The sequence below is a fragment of the Roseivirga sp. genome, assembly GCF_049099775.1.
Classification (GTDB): domain Bacteria; phylum Bacteroidota; class Bacteroidia; order Cytophagales; family Cyclobacteriaceae; genus Roseivirga.
The window spans coordinates 56,926-78,110 of sequence record NZ_JAGDZM010000009.1 but is presented as its reverse complement, the minus strand read 5'-3'; the positions used below and the strand labels follow the sequence as shown (position 1 = coordinate 78,110).

At 39.3% G+C, this 21,185-nt stretch carries 16 protein-coding genes; 9 read left to right on the top strand and 7 right to left on the bottom strand.

All coding sequences use genetic code 11. The annotated features are described in order from the left end of the window. Positions 1–27: 27 nt before the first annotated feature. Positions 28–924, top strand: a complete 897-nt coding sequence (locus tag JXQ92_RS15065) for a DUF72 domain-containing protein (protein WP_421987463.1) — start codon at positions 28–30, stop codon at positions 922–924. Between the two features lie 2 nt (positions 925–926). Here the strand turns inward: JXQ92_RS15065 and JXQ92_RS15060 are convergent, their stop codons facing one another. The 4 genes from JXQ92_RS15060 to JXQ92_RS15045 form a co-directional block, all read right to left on the bottom strand. Beyond that, the gene (locus JXQ92_RS15060; protein WP_421987462.1) at positions 927–1,304 is read right to left on the bottom strand and encodes a VOC family protein; all 378 of its coding nucleotides are present in this window, start codon (positions 1,302–1,304) and stop codon (positions 927–929) included. Between the two features lie 73 nt (positions 1,305–1,377). Further along, positions 1,378–2,436, bottom strand: coding sequence for a hypothetical protein (locus JXQ92_RS15055; protein WP_421987461.1), 1,059 nt, complete (start codon positions 2,434–2,436; stop codon positions 1,378–1,380). A gap of 32 nt (positions 2,437–2,468) precedes the next feature. After that, positions 2,469–3,098 carry an ABC transporter ATP-binding protein gene (locus JXQ92_RS15050; protein WP_421987460.1) on the bottom strand — a complete coding sequence of 210 codons (630 nt, stop codon included), beginning with the start codon at positions 3,096–3,098 and terminating at the stop codon, positions 2,469–2,471. 61 nt (positions 3,099–3,159) lie between these two features. After that, complete coding sequence (locus tag JXQ92_RS15045; protein ID WP_421987459.1) at positions 3,160–3,735, bottom strand: hypothetical protein; 576 nt, start codon at positions 3,733–3,735, stop codon at positions 3,160–3,162. Between the two features lie 147 nt (positions 3,736–3,882). Here JXQ92_RS15045 and JXQ92_RS15040 point away from each other — a divergent pair, with 147 nt between their 5' ends. From JXQ92_RS15040 to JXQ92_RS15020, 5 genes are all read left to right on the top strand, one after another. Continuing rightward, positions 3,883–4,293, top strand: coding sequence for an HYC_CC_PP family protein (locus tag JXQ92_RS15040; RefSeq protein WP_421987458.1), 411 nt, complete (start codon positions 3,883–3,885; stop codon positions 4,291–4,293). 153 nt (positions 4,294–4,446) lie between these two features. Continuing rightward, entirely contained in the window at positions 4,447–8,187 is a 3,741-nt protein-coding gene (locus tag JXQ92_RS15035; protein ID WP_421987457.1) for an efflux RND transporter permease subunit, read from the top strand. Further along, positions 8,184–9,422 (top strand): TolC family protein, encoded by a 1,239-nt coding sequence (locus tag JXQ92_RS15030; protein WP_421987456.1) that lies wholly within the window; start codon positions 8,184–8,186, stop codon positions 9,420–9,422. The genes JXQ92_RS15035 and JXQ92_RS15030 overlap by 4 nt, the downstream gene beginning before the upstream one ends. Then, positions 9,419–11,170 carry an efflux RND transporter periplasmic adaptor subunit gene (locus JXQ92_RS15025; protein ID WP_421987455.1) on the top strand — a complete coding sequence of 584 codons (1,752 nt, stop codon included), beginning with the start codon at positions 9,419–9,421 and terminating at the stop codon, positions 11,168–11,170. Before JXQ92_RS15030 ends, JXQ92_RS15025 begins: the two co-directional genes overlap by 4 nt. A 25-nt stretch (positions 11,171–11,195) precedes the next feature. After that, positions 11,196–11,651: a DUF3347 domain-containing protein gene (locus JXQ92_RS15020; protein ID WP_421987454.1), complete on the top strand. Its 456-nt coding sequence runs from the start codon at positions 11,196–11,198 to the stop codon at positions 11,649–11,651. Between the two features lie 166 nt (positions 11,652–11,817). Here the strand turns inward: JXQ92_RS15020 and JXQ92_RS15015 are convergent, their stop codons facing one another. The 3 genes from JXQ92_RS15015 to JXQ92_RS15005 form a co-directional block, all read right to left on the bottom strand. Beyond that, the gene (locus JXQ92_RS15015; protein ID WP_421987453.1) at positions 11,818–12,384 is read right to left on the bottom strand and encodes a hypothetical protein; all 567 of its coding nucleotides are present in this window, start codon (positions 12,382–12,384) and stop codon (positions 11,818–11,820) included. A 419-nt stretch (positions 12,385–12,803) separates the two neighbouring features. Continuing rightward, positions 12,804–14,957: a TonB-dependent receptor gene (locus JXQ92_RS15010; protein ID WP_421987452.1), complete on the bottom strand. Its 2,154-nt coding sequence runs from the start codon at positions 14,955–14,957 to the stop codon at positions 12,804–12,806. A 61-nt stretch (positions 14,958–15,018) separates the two neighbouring features. Then, positions 15,019–15,327, bottom strand: coding sequence for a DUF6660 family protein (locus JXQ92_RS15005; protein WP_421987451.1), 309 nt, complete (start codon positions 15,325–15,327; stop codon positions 15,019–15,021). A gap of 160 nt (positions 15,328–15,487) precedes the next feature. Between JXQ92_RS15005 and JXQ92_RS15000 the strand changes: the two genes are divergently transcribed. Genes JXQ92_RS15000 through JXQ92_RS14990 form a run of 3 tightly spaced genes read left to right on the top strand, consistent with a single transcriptional unit; the run spans position 15,488 to position 21,092 of the window. Next, positions 15,488–15,814: a PadR family transcriptional regulator gene (locus tag JXQ92_RS15000; RefSeq protein WP_421987450.1), complete on the top strand. Its 327-nt coding sequence runs from the start codon at positions 15,488–15,490 to the stop codon at positions 15,812–15,814. Between the two features lie 8 nt (positions 15,815–15,822). Next, complete coding sequence (locus tag JXQ92_RS14995; protein ID WP_421987449.1) at positions 15,823–18,447, top strand: ABC transporter permease; 2,625 nt, start codon at positions 15,823–15,825, stop codon at positions 18,445–18,447. Continuing rightward, positions 18,444–21,092: an ABC transporter permease gene (locus tag JXQ92_RS14990; protein ID WP_421987448.1), complete on the top strand. Its 2,649-nt coding sequence runs from the start codon at positions 18,444–18,446 to the stop codon at positions 21,090–21,092. The genes JXQ92_RS14995 and JXQ92_RS14990 overlap by 4 nt, the downstream gene beginning before the upstream one ends. Positions 21,093–21,185: the final 93 nt, after the last annotated feature.

The window sequence follows — 21,185 nt, the reverse complement described above, 5'->3', positions numbered from 1 at the left end:
TAGCTTGTTTCTGAGGTTGTCCATCATATGAAGTTTGGTAGCATTACAGATCCTTCAAAAGTAGATTTTGCCTTGCCTGTTGATCACCAAGATACTCGCGGAATTCTTCGTGCTTCAGCTTTTAAAAGTAGACCGAGTATCTATGTTGGTTGCGCTAAGTGGAGCAGGCAATCCTTAAAAGGATTTTACCCACGTGGAACCAAAGATGAGTTAGCGTATTATGCTCGCCAATTCAACAGCATTGAGTTAAATGCCACTTTCTACACTTTCTATGGAAAAGAACGATTTGAAGTTTGGAGCGATAAAACGCCTGATGACTTTAAGTTTTTTCCGAAAGTGAACCGCATGATTAGTCACTTGAAAAGGCTCAATGACGATGTTGGAAGATACACCGAGGAGTTCTGTCATAGCCTAGCTGGTTTTGGTGAAAAACTGGGCGTAGTGTTTCTTCAATTACATGATAATTTTGCGCCTAAGAACTGGGAGAGGCTTGAAAAATTTCTAGAGAACTTTCCTAAGGGGATTCCCCTTGCTGTAGAAGTAAGACATACCGACTGGTTGAATGACCCTAAGTTATCAGATCGATTTTACGCACTGCTAGAAAAATATCAGGTGATAAATATTATAACAGATACGGCGGGAAGGAGGGATTTACTTCATATGAGGTTAACCACACCTTCGGCTTTTATTCGCTTTGTGGGCGCTAATCATAAAAGTGATTATTCACGATTAGATGACTGGTTTGAACGTATTAAATTTTGGATAGAAACTGGAGGAATTGAGGCTATTTACTTTTTTGTTCATCAAAATCTTGAAAAAGCTTCGCCATTATTATCGACTTATTTTATCAATAGATTGAATAATGAATTGGGCTTTGATTTACCACTTCCAGCGGTACAAAAGGAGTTGACACTTAAATTTTAAATTTATGAAACTGACTGTCCGAAAGTTAGCCTGAAGCCATTCAAATCGACTAAATCAAAATCACGCATACCATATTCTGCATTTTCTAACTCACCTTTCACAAGGCCTTTAGCTTTGAATTCTTGAAACAGAAGATCTACATCGTGTACAAAAATGTAGATCGCAGTATGTGTTTTTGAGGGTTCAAAGTCATCTTCTTTTTCCGTCAAGTGAATTTTTATTTCTTCCCGACTTATTACCGCGTAAGTCGGTGGGTTCTGCCATTTAAAATCGGTAGTAAAATCTAATTGCTCTTCGTACCATAGTAGCGTTTCTGATACATTTTTAACAGGGAAAACAGGTGAAAAATGAGAAAGTAGTTTCGGGTTATTAGTAGACATAAATCTTCTTTTATTGACTTACGCTTTAGATCATTCAACGTTTTCGCTTATTCTAAAATCGCAATTTTCAACATTATTCAACTAATGCACTAGCCCTAAACTTAAGGTAGATTATACTACTTATTAAGATGGCTCCGGCTTCAATTAGGAATAAATCGGCATATCCTAAGATTACAAAGAATATGATAGCAGTAGAAAAGAAAACATACTTCATGAATTGCTCCATGTCCTTTCCTCGTAGCATTGAAATACTTTTATGAAGTAGTAGAACACAGGGTAATAGTAATGCGAGTCTCAATAAATCAATCATTGGTACTGATGAAATATTATTACCTAAAAGAACAAGTATCTCAGGAATAGCTAAAATAAGGTATGTAATTGAGTCTTTTCCATAGATGTTTATGTTCGACAATGGAAGGTTTCTGAATAGCTTCAGATCGTTAGCATCAAATAGTTTATGCTTCAATGTAAAGCTTGAATTTGCTGCCGATGTGAGTAGCATACCTAAGCCTAAATACCTTAAATCTATACCTTCAACATGGAAAATGGCAGTAGCACCAAAAATCAGACTGATTGAAAAGATCTTTGTTAATAATAGAGAGAAACCGTGGCGATGAAAAAGATGATGTATGAAATAGAATGGATAAACTTTCGGCAAAAAACGCCACCACTTATTCAAATTAGTTGAAGCAGAGGAATCATTGGGCTTTATGAGCTTTTTATCGAGTAGGGTAGCTGAAAATATCAACAACACCAGGTTTCCTAGCCCTACCATTATTGCAGAACTTATTTGACCAAGGAGAATGGCTTGATAGAAAAGAAACAAACCATAACCTAGAATAGGAGCAAGCATTAAGCCCTGCAGATAAATAGAGATTAATCGACGCTTGTGTGGACTTATTAATACCACCTCAGTGAGAAACCAGTTATCAGCATATAGCTTAGCAGAGGAACAAAAGTGATATGTTTTAAATGTATAAAATGCCCAGAGAACAAGTACTACTAAGTAATAAAGAGGATTAAACGCAAGGGCTGAGGCGATGGCAATGTGTTCTGGTGTTTTTAAGAACCCAAAAACAAGGCCCATTGTCAATAAGAGAAAGCCAGCGTTTTCTTTATAAAACTCTTTCACAAGAGTTCTTGTTAAAACTTGCCGAATCACCTTCATGCTAAAAGGCTTATGGTTCGGTTTGATACTTCATATACCCGATCGGCTTTTATTCGAGTATTTTCAAAGTCTTGATGTGTAGCAAAAATAAAGGAAGTACCTGTCTGCGATTCTTTTGAGATCAGTTGCGCAACTAAGTCTTGCGCCTCTTTATCTAAAGTAATCAAAGGTTCATCAAGAATGATCCAGTCAGGATTGCCAAGAAAAGCGATTACTAAGGATAACTTCTTCATCATCCCGCTTGAATAAGTACCACAGGGTTGGTCGGCATAACTTTCAACACCGAGGTTTTCTTTTAGTGCTTTTACTTGTTGGGGTGCTGCTTTCTTCAGCTTAGCGAAGTATTCGATTAATTCGCTTCCGGTAAGAAATTCTGGGAAGGTTGGTTCTGATTGGCTGTAGTTTAGCAGGATTTTGAAAGCTTGTGGAGACTTACTTAAGCTAATGTCATTCAGGACTACCTCACCATTAAAGGGAGATAGTCCTGCAAGACAATTAAATAAGGTAGATTTTCCTGATCCGTTTTTGCCTTTTACCCAATGAATACCGGGGGCAAATGATAATTCAGGAATATCGAGAATAAGGTATTCGCCAAAGGCCTTTCGAAAAGATCTAACTGTTAGCATACAATTGCTAACATACGGAAATTACTAAGAGAAAGATTCCTTCAAAAGGCTAAGCCCTTTTTTACTGAATAGTTGTAGTAAATGTAACTTCAACGTCAGTTTCTCCATTAGCATTAGTTGGGTCACCATCGCTAACGCCGGCTCCTGTTTTAGTTGGCTCATGGATTAGGCTAACAGTTACACTTCCAGTACTTGCCGCTCCAGTAGTTGCAGTTCCTGCTAAACCTAGTGGGTTGCCGTCACCGTCCTGGTCAGTGTATGCGAAAGTAAAGTTTAAACCAGCAGTCGCTACATAAAATACTTGGTGCTCATCATCTTCTTCAGCCACTTCTTCAGTAATATCTTCAGCTGGAGTTTCTTGTTCGTTTAAGAATTCGATTGATACAGTATATGTACTGTTAGCAGAAAGTGCAAGATTAGACTGCGTAGCTGCGTTACCGCCTGGTCCGTCTAAATCTTGGAAAGTAGCAGTCACAACATCTCCAGCATTTGCCGTATTTGTGAATGTTACGTTTACAGTAGTTATTAATTCTTCTTCATTTACCGGTTCTGGATCGTCGTTATCACATGACACGATTGCGAAACCAATAGCAAATATTGCTAATACCTTGAGTGTTAATCTTTTATGCAAATTCATGATTGTTATGTTTTTTTAACAAGATGCAATATTAGTGCATGTGCAATATTGTTGCAAACAATATCTTTGAATTTTCTTTAAACGGTAAATAGGCCGACAAATGACGCTTCAGAACATATAAAGTTATATTGTCGTATATTTGGTGCAGTGAAACGTTTCAGCACCATACTGTTTACGGCAATTTATTTGATCGCTTCCTCAGGCATTCTGGTAGGACAGCACCTTTGTATGGGGCGTGTAAAGGAAACCGCGCTTTTCAAAAAGGTTGAGAAGAATTGTGGTATGAGTTTGGAAATGCACCAAGAAATGGAAGGGTGCTGCCAAGATGAGCTAATTCTAAAAAAACTAGAAGACGATCAACAGTTAACTACTGTAAAAATAGCTCCTGACACCAAATATTTCTTGCTTTATGAAGCGTCTTTCAATGAATTAATAACTACAAGTTTCTCTTCGATTCATGAGGTAGAAGTTCAAAATACAGGACCGCCAGATATTGAAGCCCCTAACTTGTTTATTCTTTACCACTCCCTGAAGATTCCTTCAGCACTACAATCCTAATTCATCTCGTTTTAGCGACTTCGTAATTGCTATATCCCTTATTTCATTATTCAAGTAAGAGTCTCTAGCCTTTCAGATTCGCCCAAACGAGTCCACCTGATAGAACACTTAGATCAGGTATAATTATTCAGAACGGATTGTAAATAAAAATCAATGCTCAATAAGCTTATTAAGTTCTTCTTAGAGAACAGATTGGTTACGCTCATACTCATCTTAGTTATTGTGGGATGGGGCATGGCAACGGCTCCATTCCAATGGAATTTACCTTTGCCTAAAGACCCTGTACCAGTTGATGCTATACCCGACATTGGCGAAAATCAACAAATCGTTTTTACCAAATGGGATGGCCAATCGCCTCAGGATATTGAAGATCAAATCACTTATCCTTTAACAACTTCGCTCCTTGGAGTACCTGGCGTAAAAACTGTCAGAAGTTCATCGATATTCGGTTTCTCTTCTATCTATGTCATTTTCAATGACGACATCGAATTCTATTGGAGTAGAAGTCGCATTTTGGAAAAACTGAATGCACTTCCCAAAGGGCTATTACCCGAAGGCGTTCAGCCCGCCTTAGGTCCTGATGCTACAGCACTTGGCCAAATCTTTTGGTATACAATTGAAGGGCGAGACGAAGAAGGTAACCCTACAGGTGGATGGGATCCACAAGAAATACGTTCGGTTCAAGACTATACCGTACGATATGCATTGGCTTCAGCTTCTGGAGTATCAGAAGTAGCCTCAGTAGGTGGTTTTGTAAAGGAATATCAAATTGATGTAGATCCGGCAGCCATGGAAGGGTTCGATGTGAACCTAGCCGATGTTGTAAAGGCTGTTCGTGAAAGTAATCAGGATATTGGAGCGAAAACTTTAGAAATAAACCAAGTGGAGTACCTAGTGCGAGGCTTGGGCTATGTAAAGAGCCTAGCCGACCTTGAAAATTCTGTGGTAAAAAGCACCAATAATACGCCAATTCGGATCAAAGATATAGCGCGGGTAAGTCTAGGACCCGCTTCAAGAAGAGGCGCACTTGATAAGTCAGGAGCAGAAGCGGTTGGCGGTGTGGTTGTAGCACGATATGGTGCCAATCCGATTGAAGTTATCGATAACGTAAAAGCCAAAATTGAAGAAGTAAGCATAGGTTTACCGACCAAGTTTCTAGCAGATGGTACTCAGTCTAAATTGACTATTGTTCCGTTTTACGATAGAACAAAACTGATCAAAGAAACTATCGGAACCTTAGAAGAAGCGCTGAGCCTTGAGGTAATCATTACCATTCTAGTTGTGCTCGTCATGTTGCTTAACCTAAGGGCCTCAATTCTAGTTTCTTCACTATTACCGATAGCCGTTTTAATGTGTTTTATCGCCATGCGATACTTTGGCGTAGACGCTAACATAGTCGCACTTTCCGGTATAGCGATTGCCATAGGCACCATGGTGGATGTTGGAATTGTCTTGACTGAAAATATCACAAGGCACATTAATCAATCTAAAGGTCAAAAGCTGATAGACAATATCTTGGCAGCGTCAAAAGAAGTAGCCCCAGCAATTGTTACCGCTGTGCTCACTACCATCATCAGTTTTATTCCAGTATTTACATTGGAGGCAGCGGAAGGTAAGCTTTTCGCGCCACTCGCCTATACAAAGACTTTTGCATTGATTGCAGCTATTTTAGTTGCCTTAATTGTACTACCAACGCTTGCTTATTGGGTATTTGGTTTTAAGACGAATAGCAAAAAATTAAGGCTGCTTTTCCATACCATCACTTTGTCGTTAGGAATTGTTGCGCTCATTTTAGGCTACTGGGTTTCGGCCATTATTTTGATCGGAATAGGCTTCATTAATGTTATCCAATCACTAAGTCCTAAGCTCAAAAAATATCTCAAACATGGCGATGTCGTATTTGCCCTATTTGGGATAACCGTATTTCTAAGTCAAGAGTGGCTTCCTTTGGGCGTTCAAGTAAGTGGTCTAACCAATTTCATTTTTGTGGCTTTGGTAGTAGGTTTCACTTTGGCCGTGTTTGTTGGGTTCATCAAAATCTATCCATTGCTATTGAACTGGTGTTTAGAAAATAGACTGCTATTCTTGGTCTTGCCGATGGCTATTGTATTACTCGGCACAACGATTTGGCTCGGATTTGAACGAGTTTTTTCATTTGGCGATAAGATTAAGCCTTCCAGAACATACGAGCAATTAGCGGAAGCATTTCCTGGAATCGGTCAAGAATTTATGCCTTCATTAGGTGAAGGAGCATTCTTACTGATGCCCTCCTCCATGCCACATGCCGGTATTCAGCAAAACAGAGAAATCTTACGCATGCTAGATATGGCAGTTACTGCCATTCCCGAAGTAGAATCCGTTGTGGGCAAATTGGGAAGAACTGAGAGCGCACTAGATCCGGCGCCAATTTCCATGTATGAAAACCTGATCAATTATAAGACTGAGTACAAAACTGATGAAAATGGTAAACGCTTAAGGTTTAAGAAATCTGAAGGTGAGTTTGTGCGTAATGCGGTTGGCAACCTTATTGAAGATAGTAATGGAGCATACTTTAGACAGTGGCGTGACGAGATAAAATCTCCTGATGATATATGGCAAGAGATTTTGAAAGTGACGAGCATTCCTGGCGTTACATCGGCACCAAAATTACAGCCAATTGAAACCCGATTGGTGATGCTGCAAACTGGTATGCGTGCGCCGATGGGTATTAAGATAAAGGGACCCGATCTGGAGACTATTGAAGCCTTTGGGATTCAACTGGAATCTTTCTTAAAACAGGTGCCGCAAATAAAAAAAGAGTCTGTATTTGCTGAGAGAATTGTAGGCAAACCCTATCTCAATCTAAACCTGAATAGAGAAGCTTTGGCACGTTATGGGCTCAGTATCAGCACGGTTCAGGAATATATCCAAGTCGCAGTCGGCGGTATGGAATTAAGCCAAACCATTGAAGGCAGAGAGCGGTACCCTATTCGGGTGAGGTATCCTAGGGAACTTCGAGATGACCCTGAGGCTATTGAAAATATTCTAATTCCTTTAAAAACAGGGTCGAATATTCCGCTTAGTGAATTGGTGGAGATTGGTTATGAAAGAGGTCCTCAGGTGATTAAAAGTGAAGACACCTTTCTTATCGGATATGTCATTTTTGATAAAGAAGAAGGTAGCTCAGAAACACAAGTGGTTGAAGCAGCACGAGCTAGCTTAGATGAGCTGGTAAATACGGGCCAATTAAATGTACCAGAAGGTATCTCATTTGAGTTTGTGGGTAATTATCAAAACCAGGTACGTGCTCAAAAACGATTGAGCTTGGTCATTCCGATAGTGCTGGCACTCATCTTTCTAATCCTATACTTCCAATTTAAGTCACTATCTGTATCGCTAATGGTTTTTAGCGGTGTAGCAGTTGCGTTTGGCGGTGGGTTTATCATGCTGTGGTTATATGGCCAAAACGGCTTTATGGACTTCAACTTATTTGGCAGCAACATGCGCTCCCTTTTTCAAATCTCAAACATCAACCTTAGTGTAGCAGTATGGGTAGGATTTATAGCGCTTTTCGGCATTGCTACGGACGATGGTGTGCTGATGGCAACTTACCTGAAGCAATCATTTGAAAATGAAAGCGAACAAAGTAAGAAATCGATTAAGGCCAAGATTATTGAGGCAGGAAAGAAAAGAGTACGCCCTTGCCTAATGACAACGGCAACTACGTTGCTTGCTTTGCTTCCAATTTTAACATCAACTGGCAGAGGTGCCGATGTTATGATGCCAATGGCCGTTCCGATTTTCGGAGGTATGACGGTGGCGCTGATAACACTCTTTGTGGTTCCTATTCTCTACGCCTATCATCAGGAAGCCAAATTGAAATTTTCCAAACGCATAAGAACTGAAGAATCATGAGACGATTTAATTATATAATCTTATTGCTGATTTTCTCTACTGCGGCGTACGCACAGATGAGCTTGAACGACTATCTGAAGATAGCTGCGGAGGAGAATCCAATGCTAAAAGCCAAATTTAAAATGTACATGGCGGCTTTGGAAAAAGTTAATCAGACAGGAAGTTTGCCTGACCCAACCCTAACTTTTGGGTATTTCATTTCCCCTGTGGAAACACGAGTTGGTGCACAGAAATTTAGGCTAGCAATAGCGCAAATGTTTCCTTGGATGGGAACGCTAAAGGCTAGAGAAAGGGCATCTGCAAGCTTGGCCAAAGTTCAGTTTGAAGCTTTTCAAGAGGCAAAAAGTGAACTCTTTTATCAAGTTCAAACCAAATGGTTGGCCATCTATGTACTGAGACGGGAACTGAGCATTATGTCAGCAAATCTGGAAATTTTAAGAACGTTCGAACCCGTTACAAAAACGAAATATGAGGCCAACCTGGTTTCGTTAGCCGACTTGATTAGAGTTCAGATTAATATAGAAAATGCTGAAACTGAGCTTGAAATTGCTAAAATGAAAGAAGGCGTATTGATAAGCGACTTTAATACTTCAATTAACCGATCGCCAGAAAGCCCAGTAATCACCGCACCGTTTAGTGTGTTGATCAATGAAGATGTAAGCTCTGAGGATTCACTTTTTAATCAGCCTAGAATAAAAGCCATAAAAGCCAATATTCAATCTATGACCGATGCTGAGGTTTTGGCTGATTTAAGACGAAAACCAAATATAGGTTTTGGTTTGGAATACGGGTTTGTTAGCAAACGATCAGGGGTTACTCTATCGGATAATGGCAAGGATATTTTATTGCCAACAGTATCCATGAGTTTACCCATTTTTGGCAAGAAGAATAGATCCTTCAAAAAGGAAGCGGTTTTAAAGCGAGAAAGTTTTGAAGCAGAACTGGTGTCAGTAAAAAATGACCTTAAAAATGAATGGAATAGCGTAGCGTTTGAAAAGACTTCGGCCGAAAAACAACTCGAAAAATTTCAATCAGAAATTGAAAAGGTAGAGGTACTGCTAAATGTTTTAACAAGTGAGTATTCTAACAATAATCGCGATTTTGAGACACTTCTTAGTACACAGCAGCGCTTGCTTCAGCTACAATTGGCACAAATAAATGCACAGGCACAACTGCAAAAAACGGCTTTCAAAAAAGGCTATCTAACATCCCAGACTTTAAATCAAATCAGATGAAATTTAACAAGAGTATACTATTAACGATAGGTGTAGCACTGGTAGTTGGTGCAGCAGTTGGAGCACTTTTGTTTGGTAATAAGGCGCCGCAAACACAAGAGGAAAGCCATCAGCATGAAGTGGATGAAAATGGTTTGTGGACATGTTCAATGCATCCGCAAGTGCGACAGCCGGAATCAGGCTCATGTCCATTTTGTGGTATGGATTTAATTCCTTTGGCAAATGGTGATTCGGGAGACCCTACTATTCTGAAAATGTCGAATGCTGCTATGCAGTTGGCCAATATAGAAACAGCAATTATTGGTTCTTCTGAAAAAACCACGCCGATTCGATTGAATGGGAAAATCAAAGTAGATGATCGATTAGTCAATTTACAGACGACTCATTTCGAGGGTAGAGTAGAGGAATTATATAAAGGCTTTGAGGGCGATGTAGTAACAAAAGGAGAAAAAGTGGCTTCCATTTATTCACCAGAATTGGTTACGGCACAGGAAGAGCTAATTGCCGCGAAAAAACTAGCTGATACTAATCCTGTTTTACTAGAAGCGGCAAGGAAAAAACTCCACCATTGGAAACTTTCAATGGATCAAATTATGGAGATTGAAAAGTCGAATGAGCCCCTTCGGAATTTCGACTTACTCTCAGATTATACGGGCGTAGTGACAAAGAAGGTTGTGAACAATGGAACACACTTACACGAGGGAGGTGGCTTGGTTGAAATCACAGATTTAACTTCACTTTGGGCTGTTTTTGAGGTTTACGAACGAGACTTAAATAATATTTCACTGGGCCAAAAAGTGAGTTTTAAAACGTCTAGAGATAATGAGCAATATGCGGGAGTGGTGTCTTTCATATCTCCAAATGTAGATCCAAATACAAGGGTAGTTGAAGTAAGGGCAGATGTTCGGAATAGAGGCTTAAAGTTGAAGCCAGATATGTTCATAGAAACCAGTATCTCACCGAACAGTGTAAGCGCTCTTGTGGTACCGAAATCAGCCGTTTTATGGACCGGAAAAAGATCAATTGTATATGTGAAAATACCTAACGAATCCAGTTTTCAATTGAGAGAAGTGGTATTGGGTGACGCCATCGGTAATGCCTACTTAATTGAAGAAGGTTTGAAAGCGGGGGATGAAGTGGTGACTAATGGTGCTTTTACTTTGGATGCGGAGTCGCAGCTAAAAGGCAATAATAGCATGATGAACCCTTTATCGCCTACGGTGGCTCCAGAAAAGGTGATTTTTGAGGAAATTGATTTACCCGAACCAAAAGATTTATCGGACAAAGCAGGTGCTATTTTTCAGGAACAGATAGGTGCTCTTTCGATAGAATATATTGCTTTGAAAGATGCAATGGTCGCTGGAGATGGCTCAACGATAAGGAAAATTGGCGTATCAGTTAGGAATGCCTTAAACCGTGTAGAGTCTCCGAGCCAGAATGAGGAAGTCAATGCCTATTGGGGATCTCTAAAAGAACCAATGCGTCAAAGTCTCGAACTCATCGCAAAAACTGGTGATAGAGATGCTCAGCGACTTGAATTCATCAATTTATCCAAGGCTTTGATCAATGCTTTGAAGGCCTTTGGTACCTCCTCTGAAAGTCCTTTTTACGTTCAGTATTGCCCTATGGCTAATAATAATACCGGCGCAACTTGGATTAGCAGAGAAGAGGAGATAATAAACCCATATTTCGGTGATGTAATGCTCAATTGCGGTAACGTGGAAGAAGTAATTAACCCTAATAATTAAAGAAACAACATATAATTAGTTTAGTATGAAAAGAGAAATCATTGTTTTAGCTGTACTTATGTTGACAGTTGCATGTGGCCCTAAAGAAAAAGGGGAGTCCATTGCGAAAGAGGAAGATGGAATGAGTCAATATTTGGCAATTAAAGATGCCTTGGTTTTGACGGATCCGAAAGCAACCCAAGAAGCTGCTAAGGCTTTTATAAGTGTCAATACCAATTCCAGACTTACATCTACTTTAGAATCGATTGCCGCCACTACAAATGTTGCTAAACAAAGGGTCGCTTTTGAGAAACTTTCGGAAGAAATGTATAGTATTGTAAAATCTGACGGCGCTACTACATTACTGTATAAGCAATATTGCCCTATGGCTTTTAATAACAAAGGTGCCTTTTGGTTAGCAACCGAAAAAGAAATTAACAATCCCTATTTTGGAAACTTGATGCTACACTGTGGTAGTATTCAAGAGACTATAAGTCAATAAAGATATCTCTAAGTCTTCGGACCCTAGAGACGTGTGTGTATGTGTAGGCCACCCCAGCAATGGGGTGGCTTTATTTTTTTGAGATTAGAAATCGAAAATAAACCCTGCATTAATAATGCTACCGTCTGTTGGTGCCCATACTTCTGGGAAAGCAGGTTTGAAATGATTACTGAATGGTTACTGCGAATTCAAATTCAATAACTCTATTTCCACCAGAGAGTTCAGGAGTTGGTATGCCAGTAAGGTTATCTTTGTTAGGCCCTTCAACTAACGTGACAGTAAGTTCCCCTGTGCTATTTGCTCCTGCATAGGCCGTTCCTTTCAAACCTACCACTTGCCCATTGGCATCCTGATCGTCATAAACCACCACAAAATCTAATTCTTCAGCAGAAATATAGAATACAATATGATTTTCATCTTGTTGAGCTACTTTTTGTGTAATATTTTCCGCGGGTGATTTATTCTCATTCAAGAAGGTAATACTAGTATTGTATACAGTGTTTTGACTTAATATTGGATTAGTTATTACTGCCACGTCTCCTCCAGGTCCGTCAATATCTTTGAAAGAAGCAATTACAACATCATTGGCGTCTTCAGTATTGGTAAACTTAACAGTTACTGTAGTAATAAACTCTTCTTCGTTAACTGGAAGAGCATCATCATTGCTACAGCTAAAAATAGCAACAATGATAAGGGAAGTTAATAAGACATTGAGTAATTGAGAATTTTTCATAATAGGCAAAAGATATTTTAGATTAAAATTAAGTAAAAAGTAAATAACTAATTACTGACTGGAGTCATTTTTCTCGGAATGTATATGAGATGTTTGATCGCTTCTTAAGCCACAAAATTATATTTACACTTTCATCCAATCGATCATAGTGAATAGAGTTAAATAGGCTCCACTTTCAGCGCTTCTTTGATCCATGTAAAACTAAGCAATATTGCCCTATGGCTTTTAATAACAAAGGTGCCTTTTGGTTAGCAACCGAAAAAGAAATTAACAACCTCTATTTTGGAAATTTGATGCTACACTGTGGTAGCGTTCAAGAGACGATTAGTCAATAAAGAAACCTCTTAAGCCTTTAGGCTTTAGAGACGTGTGTGTATGTGTAAGCCACCCCAAAAATGGGGTGGCTTTATACTTTTAGCTTAAAAATCGAAAATAAACCCAGTATTGATAATGCTGCCGTCTGTAGGGGCCCAGATTTCAGGAAAAGCCGGTTTAAAATGGTTTCCAATGGTGAAGTTTTCGAGCTTATGCTGACGTGTATCTGTGAAGTTTTCAAAGTTGATGTAGAGACTCAACTTTTCGAATTTTCTCAGCACCATAAAACCCACAATCCAAAAATCATCAGTTGTACTACCATCACCTCTAAACTGAGAACCTGTGTAGTATGACTCTAAACCGACTCTCCATTTATCTTCAACCTCATAAACTAAGACCGCCCCAATGTTGTGCTTAGCCGTCAAAGGTTTTTGTCTGTTAATGTTGTCATACTTCAGTTTAGCATCAATAAGGGCATAATTGGCAAAGAACTTAAAGTCTTTATAAGTCAACTTAATATTCGTTTCAATTCCTTGACTAGTCACAGGGCCATCAGCATTTTCGTAGAAATATTGCCCTTGATTCTCTCTGAAAACTAGCGCGTCGTTTATACGGGTAGAAAAGAAAAGTTGGTTGACCGAAAGGGTCCAATCTGTACCAATCGCTGTTTTGTAATTAAGGTCGAAATTTCCACCCAATGACTGTTCTGCTACTAAGAGATTTGGGTCTATTGGCAGAATGTTCTGAAAGGTCAGGTTCTCGGCATCTTCGGTAAAAATAGTAGGTAGCTTATAGCCCAAACCACCTCCAAGGCGAACGGAGAATTTATCATTTACTTTGGCTAATAACGAGGCTCTTGGTAGTGCAAAAGGGCCGTATTCATCATTGTAATCAATGCGCATACCACTTTCAAGTGCATACTTCTCTGAGATTTTAAAGGTGTTTTGTGCGAAAACGCCGATTGTTGTGTGACTGTAATCTCTTGAAAGACCGCCTAAAGGATTTTCGTCAAAGCGATCAGTATAAAGATTAGCTCCAAGGATAAACCGAGAACGCTCTTGTCCAAAATTATAGGATGCTTCATTAAAGGAAGACCATTGTTTTCCGGCAAAAGTAAAGCTTGGCTCAACGATTTCTCTATCGAAATATGTGATACTATGTTTAAAGTGGAATGACTTATTTTCATCAACATCCCTATCATATGACAGTTGATAGTTGAAGCGTTCAGATTTATTCTCCTCAGTGAATTGATGAATTCCGTTTGTGCCGCCTTCTATGACTTGAATATCTCCTCCTAGTCGATTTTCTAAAGTGGCATTTAGCGTAAGCCTTAGTCTCGATTTAGGGTTAAAATTGTAAAAGAAACTCGGATTAAAAGTCAGGCCTCTTATACGAGGTATATCGCTGAAATCATCATTATTTGAGTCATAAGCATCTTGTCTTCCTAGCGATGTAAAAAGCGTAAGGCCGAATTTATCGAACTGCTCGGCGTAAAAACTGTTGATTGTTGTGCCTCTGGCTTGTGTTTGATCTACCATTAATCTTAGTGCCCTCTCTTCATCAGGCGTACGCGTTACCAAGTTGACTAATCCGGCGATCGCTCCGCCTCCATAAAGTGTTGAATTACTGCCTTTGACCACTTCAACCTGACGAAGGTCTAAAGGAGGGATTTGCATAATACTCAGGCCACCCGAAAACCCTCCAAATAATGGAAATCCATCTTTTAGAATCTGCGTGTAGCGTCCGTCGAGCCCCTGAATTCTAATGCTTTGGTTAGCCGAACTTGCCGAGGTTATCTGCATCTGAATGCCGGTACTTTCTCTTAATACCATGGCAATATTTGAAGAGCGCATCACTGCTTTTTCAGCTAATTCCTCTGTGCCTAATACTTCGATCCGGGTAGGAATATCATCAATAGTTCCGCCACTTCTCGTGGCACTAACGATGACTTCTTCCTCGTCTTCAGAAGGTTCTAGTTCAATTATGACTAATGCGTCTTCTCTTGGGAAGATGTACTTTTTAGATATTGCTTGATAACCAACAAAAGAGAACTTGACCTTAACGTCTCCATTGGGAATATTAGTTATTGTAACCTGACCATTCTCATTGGCAATGTCGCCTTGAGTAGAGGATATTTGTGCTGTTGCACCAATTAAGGGTTCGCCGCTTTCCGCGTCGATAATTTTTGCTTTAAACGTATTTTGACCAAATGCTGTAACTCCATAGCTGAGTAACAACATGACGAATATATTTTTCATGAGGGGTGTTATGAGTTAATGTAAAAAATAGCGCCAATTGATTGACGAAATCTGGTGAGTATTAACCCAGTTGTGGAGGCTCCCAAATGGTAGTGGAGAATGTTGATCTCCAAAGAGATTGCCTTTCGTGTGAGGCTATAGTATTGAATGACGGTACATCATCCATTGAATTGTCAACACTATGTACTTGAGTTTGACAGCAGTTACATGCACAAAATGGTGAACAATCATCCGTGTGGTTTTCAGGAGATTCATCTGATTGATGAGGGCCTTCAACCTGGGTTATTTCATCCGAATTGAGTGCCTCAAGTTCATCCGCACAAGGCTGATTCAACGAACTGACTATTAGAATAGATAATATGATCGCCACGATCTTCACAGTACAAATGTAGAGAATAACTGAGTGCAATGAGATTGCAAAAATTTAATAATTACAGCGTTTCTTAGATGGGTTTTCAATTAATAAGTTCTACAAATGTTGTAATAATAGAAATTATTCTCTTCATTTGTTCTACAATAGTTGTAGATATATGAGTCAAAGTTTAGGAAATCTAGAGGAAACAGTACTGCTAATAGTGGCAGTAAAACAGGAAGAGGCCTATGGCTATACTGTGTCGGAAGCCTATCATGAGCATATGGGAAATAGAATTTCTATTTCTGCAGTGCATACGGTTTTAAAACGCCTTGAGAAAAAGGGCCTGATCATGTCGAAAATGGGTGGTGCCACAGCCGAAAGGGGAGGAAGGCGTAAACGAATTTTTGAGGTTACGAAAATTGGTCTTTCCACTTTGGAACAAATTCAGTCAAACAGAATGAAACTGTGGAATCTGATGCCCAAGCTTAATTTCTCCGTCTAGTGACTGAATTGAATAAGAATAAGATGCCCCCAAAATGGGCAAATCGCTTTCTGGAATGGTATTGCGCTGATAATCTTCTCGACGAGATACAGGGGGACCTTTTGGAGGCATACTATTACCGAAAAGAGGAAGTAGGAAGTGGGAAGGCCAAATGGTGGTTCATTTGGGATGTCCTAAGGTTTTTTAGGCCCTCCTCCTTCAAGAAAAAGTCAATTAACTCAAACGCTTTATTTATGCTAAAGAACAACATCAAAATTGCCCTCAGAATTATCAACAGAAGAAAATGGGCATCATTCATCAATATTTTTAGCCTCACCTTGGGGATTACTGCCGTTGCGCTCATTTCAATTTTTGTAGTGGATGAATTGTCTTTTGACAAACACCATGAAAACAAAGAATCTATCCACCGAATTATTACAGATTACTACTCTCCTGAAGGGGAATATAATTATACAGGAGCAAGTCATCCGCTGCCGATGGCCAAGGAGTTGATTACGGATTTTTCAGAGATTTCTGCCATTACACGAATTGCCGATGATAGTCGGTATGTACGTACAGATGGAGCAGCCCAACAAGAAGATGCTGTGTTTGTAGATAACTCATTTTTCCAAATGTTCAGCTTCCCTTTTGTTGTGGGAGACGAAAAATCGGCTCTTCAATTTTCTAAAAATGTAGTCATTACGCGTCAGATGGCTGAAAAGTATTTTCAGAGCGTAGATGTATTAGGAGAAACGATTGAAATAAGACAGGATGAAGAGTTTTCGGCTTATCTCATTACTGGCGTAGTGGAACGTATACCTACCAATTCTTCCATTCAGTTCGATATGGCGATGAGCTATGATCAGGTAGAGTATTACAGCTGGGCGGCAAATAGTTGGGGCGTCCGAATTGATGAAGTCTTCATACAACTCAGCGAAAACGTCGATATCAATGAATTTAATACCAAACTCAAGGACCAATGGAAGAAGTATTTGCCAGATGCCGTTGAGGAGAGTAAATCGTTCAAAGGCGACTATCAGAATTACAAACTACAAGCGCTGACTGACGTTCATTTGGCGTCGGATATCGGAAGTTCTTTATCAACAGGAGACCCTTCAGAATCTTATATTCTTTCCATTATAGCGGTTATCATATTGCTCATTGGTAGCGCCAATTTTACTATTCTGTCCATGGGAAGATCAACCTTAAGAGGGAAGGAAATTGCCATAAAGAAGGTGATAGGGGCAAAACGAGGACAACTTATCCGCCAGTTCTGGACAGAGGCGATAACCTTAAGTGTATTGGCCATGCTCTTGAGTATAGCCTTAATGGGGCTTCTTCTGCCATCATTCAATTTGCTGGCTGACAAAAACTACCAACTCAATGACATTATAAATCTTCGATTGCTTATTCTGCTTCCTTCAATTGCCTTACTAACAGGGCTGGTTGCCGGAGCATATCCATCATTAGTCTTGTCTGGTATTAGTATTTTGGATTTTTTCAGAAAGAAACTGAAGCTTGGAGGTTCTAATCTTTTTACGAAATCACTTATAACGGTTCAGTTCAGTCTTTCAATCATGTTATTACTCGGTTCATTCGTTGTCTTCGAGCAGATTCAATATTTTAAAGTAAAGGATCTAGGTTATGATCCGACTAATGTGATCGTATTGGAAAATAATTTAAATACCGATCCTGAAAAGCTGAAGGTTTATAAAAACTTACTTGCAGCCAATCCAGATATCTCAGGCGTCACATCAATTAACAGTTCTTTTTCTAGAGGTGGTTTTTCATCCGTCTTAGATAAATCCGATGGTACAAAAATGACTTATTCCATGTATTTCGTTGAGCCATCTTTCTTTGAGGTAATGGATATTCCTTTCAACGAGGGTAGGAATTTTAATGTTGGATCAGCGGCAGATAGTAATAGTGTTATAATGAACGAGCAGTTTAGACGTGCCTTCGGCGATGACTATTTACTTGACGGTAATATTCAAAATTATAGGAATGCAGGGTTAAAAAACCCAAAAATGATCGGGGTAACTAAAGACTTTCATTTTCAATCTTTAGCAAGAGAATTAAGGCCAGTGCTATTGGTATTAGGATTGTCTGAAAGAACGTATGAGAACTTGCTGATAAAAGCCAATAAGCCTGTTAACGCTGAAATGGTCACTTTTCTTCAAGATAGCTGGTATGAGATTGCTCCCGATGCACCTTTCAAATTTAATTTAATGTCCGACGAACTGAGTGCACAATATGCCGCTCAAGAGCGCTGGTTTGCCATTGTGAAATACGCCACCATTTGGGCACTGGGTTTAGCAACGCTTGGACTGATTGGTATTGTGAGTATTTCAATTACTGGAAGACTGAAGGAAGTGAGTATCAGAAAAGTTCTTGGCGCGAATTCGTACCAACTTTACTTAATACTATCACGACAGTTCTTGTTTTTGCTCATACTGGCATCTATAATTGCCGTACCACTGACAATCCATTTTGCATCGGATTGGCTTGATAATTTTGCATACCATATCACGCTTAATCCATTTGTTTTTGCTGGCGTGATTCTATTCGTGTTCTGTCTTATTATTGGGATTGTATTTGTAGGAACATCTAAAACGTTAAGAAGTAACCCAGTTAAAGCTTTAAGAATGGAATGAAAAAGTTAAATCCACCACATTGGGCTAACCGCTTTTTAGAATGGTATTGTGCTTCGGACATGGTCGACGAAATACAAGGTGACCTTGTAGAGGCTTTTTACCATCGACAAGATGAAGTGGGGGTTAGAAGTGCCAAATGGTGGTTTATTTTGGATGTACTAAGGTTTTTTAGGCCATCATCTTTTGAAAAACGGTCATACAACTCAAATCAAATTGCCATGTTAAAAAACTATTTAATCGTCAGTTTTAGAAATTTTAAAAGTCACAAAGGTTATAGTTTTATCAACCTGTCAGGCTTAATCGTAGGTATAACAGCCTGCTTGCTCATTAGCATATATGTTTTAAAAGAAGTCACCTACGACAACTTTCATCCTAGAGCAGAACAAACATATCGTGTGGTTATGGATATGTACGGCCAAGGAGAGTTAAAAACGAAAAGTGCCCCTATTTATCCTGCTGTGGCAACTAATCTTGTAAACGACTTTCCTGAAGTTGAAATGTCGACGAGGATTCTCCCCTTTGGTGGAGGTGTATATAGTGTTCGCGATGAAGACGGTAGGCTAATTCGCTACAATGAAGATAAAGCGGTTTTAGCAGATGGTAACTTCTTCGATATGTTTGGTTTTGAGCTAATCAATGGCGACAAAAAGAACGTAATCGCACAACCAGGTCAAATTGTGGTTTCAGAGTCTACTGCCAAACGATATTTTGGAAATTCTGACCCAATAGGTCAATCAATATTCTGGAGAGGAACAACAGAGCTCAAAGTTTCTGGTGTATTCAAAGACTTTCCAGAGAATTCACACATGCAGTTCGAATTGATCACATCTCTGTCTACATGGGATGGCTTTGAAGAGTTTGTTTCCAATTGGGGTTGGTATGACTTTTACACTTTTGTAAAAGTTAGTGACGGAGTAAGTCAAGAAGCACTTGATGCAAAGCTTGGTGTTTATTTGGACGAAAAAAAGGCTGAGCCTTACGAAAGGAATGCTATAAGAGAGGTGCTTTGGACGCAACAAGTAGGCGATATTCATTTAAAATCTGTAGGGATAAGTTGGGATATGGGCGAAAATGGTGGCGGTCAGCAAATCTATTTTTTATTGATAATAGCTGCTTTGATTTTACTCATAGCTTGGGTTAACTATATTAATTTAGCCACTGCTAGGGCTATAAAACGAGCTAAAGAAGTTGGAGTTCGAAAAGTGGTTGGTGCAGGGAAGTCGCACTTGCTTGTACAATTCTTAGTAGAATCTTTTATCTATAATTTTCTATCTGTTCTTGCTTCCTTTATTCTGGTTTGGTTATTCATTCCTGTGATCAATCGAGTAATGGACATGACGCTTGAACAGTCTTTGTTATTAAGCCCTACCGTTCTTGGCGGACTCTTTATCCTGGTATTTATGGGTACACTTTGTTCGGGTTTTTATCCAGCGATAGTGCTTACATCTTTTAAACCACTCACTGTACTTAAAGGTGGCTTGGATTCTCGCAAACGTAAGTTTGGGTTTCGCCAAGTTCTAGTCGTTTTTCAATTTACAGCCTCTATTACTTTGATACTTGGAACGTTTTTAGTCTTTAAACAACTGAATTATATGCGTGGCTATGACTTAGGAATTGACTTAAGTCAAACACTCGTTTTACAAGCGCCATCGTCTGGCAATTCTGATACAGATTTAGCGGAAAGACTTCAGGTTTTTGCCAATAAATTGGAAGAGTTTCCTGAGGTAGAAGGGTTCACGATTTCAAGCAACGTACCGGGCATTGAAAACTTCAGTATCAGTGGTTATAATAGTAAGTTCTATCCAAACGAATTGAGAGACTGCTATACACTAGGGGCAGATGAGGATTTCACTGACTTCTTTGATATTAAGGTATTGGCTGGAAGAACTTTTTCTAGAGAAATGAAAACTGATACTGCTGCCGTACTTTTAAATAGAATGGCAGTAAAGCACCTTGGTTTTAGTGATCCTGAGTCTGCCATTGGAGAAAAAATCAATCCGAATAGCAATAGACCGATGACTATTGTTGGTGTTATTGAAAACTATCATCAGGCAACGATCAAAGACGATTTGAATCCAGTGCTATTTGTCTTCAATGAGCGTAGGGCTGCTGCATACTATTCCGTGAAATTAAGTAGCGATGATTATCCAGAAGTTATTTCAAAAGTAGAAGCTTCTTGGGATGAAATCTATCCAGACAACCCATTCGATTTCTTCTTTTTAGATGAGTTATTTGATAGACAGTATAAAGCCGATCGTCAGTTTAATACCGTGTTCGTTGGCTTCGCTGTACTAGCCATTTTCGTAGCGTGTCTCGGACTATTTGGACTCGTTTCATTTACTACGGAGCAGGCAAAAAAGGAAATAGGCATACGAAAAGTTCTTGGCGCCTCAGTTGTTAGGCTTGTTTTCCTATTAGCCAAAGATTACGCTAAGCTTGTTTCGGTGGCGATATTTTTAGCCTTCCCATTATCTTTTTACCTCATGAAAGAATGGCTCAATGGTTTTGCTTATCAAACTGAAATAGGCCCAGGCGTCTTTATTTTAGGTGGGTTCTTAATTTCAATGATAGCCTTCGTTACCGTTAGTTATAATTCATTTAAGGCAGCAAATGGCAATCCTGTGAATGCATTAAGGGATGAATAAGCAGTTTTAAATTTTGCAGAAAATATGAAGGGCTTTATGAATTCAATCATAAAGCCCTTCTTTAGTAATAGCTATATTCTTTTCGACCTTACT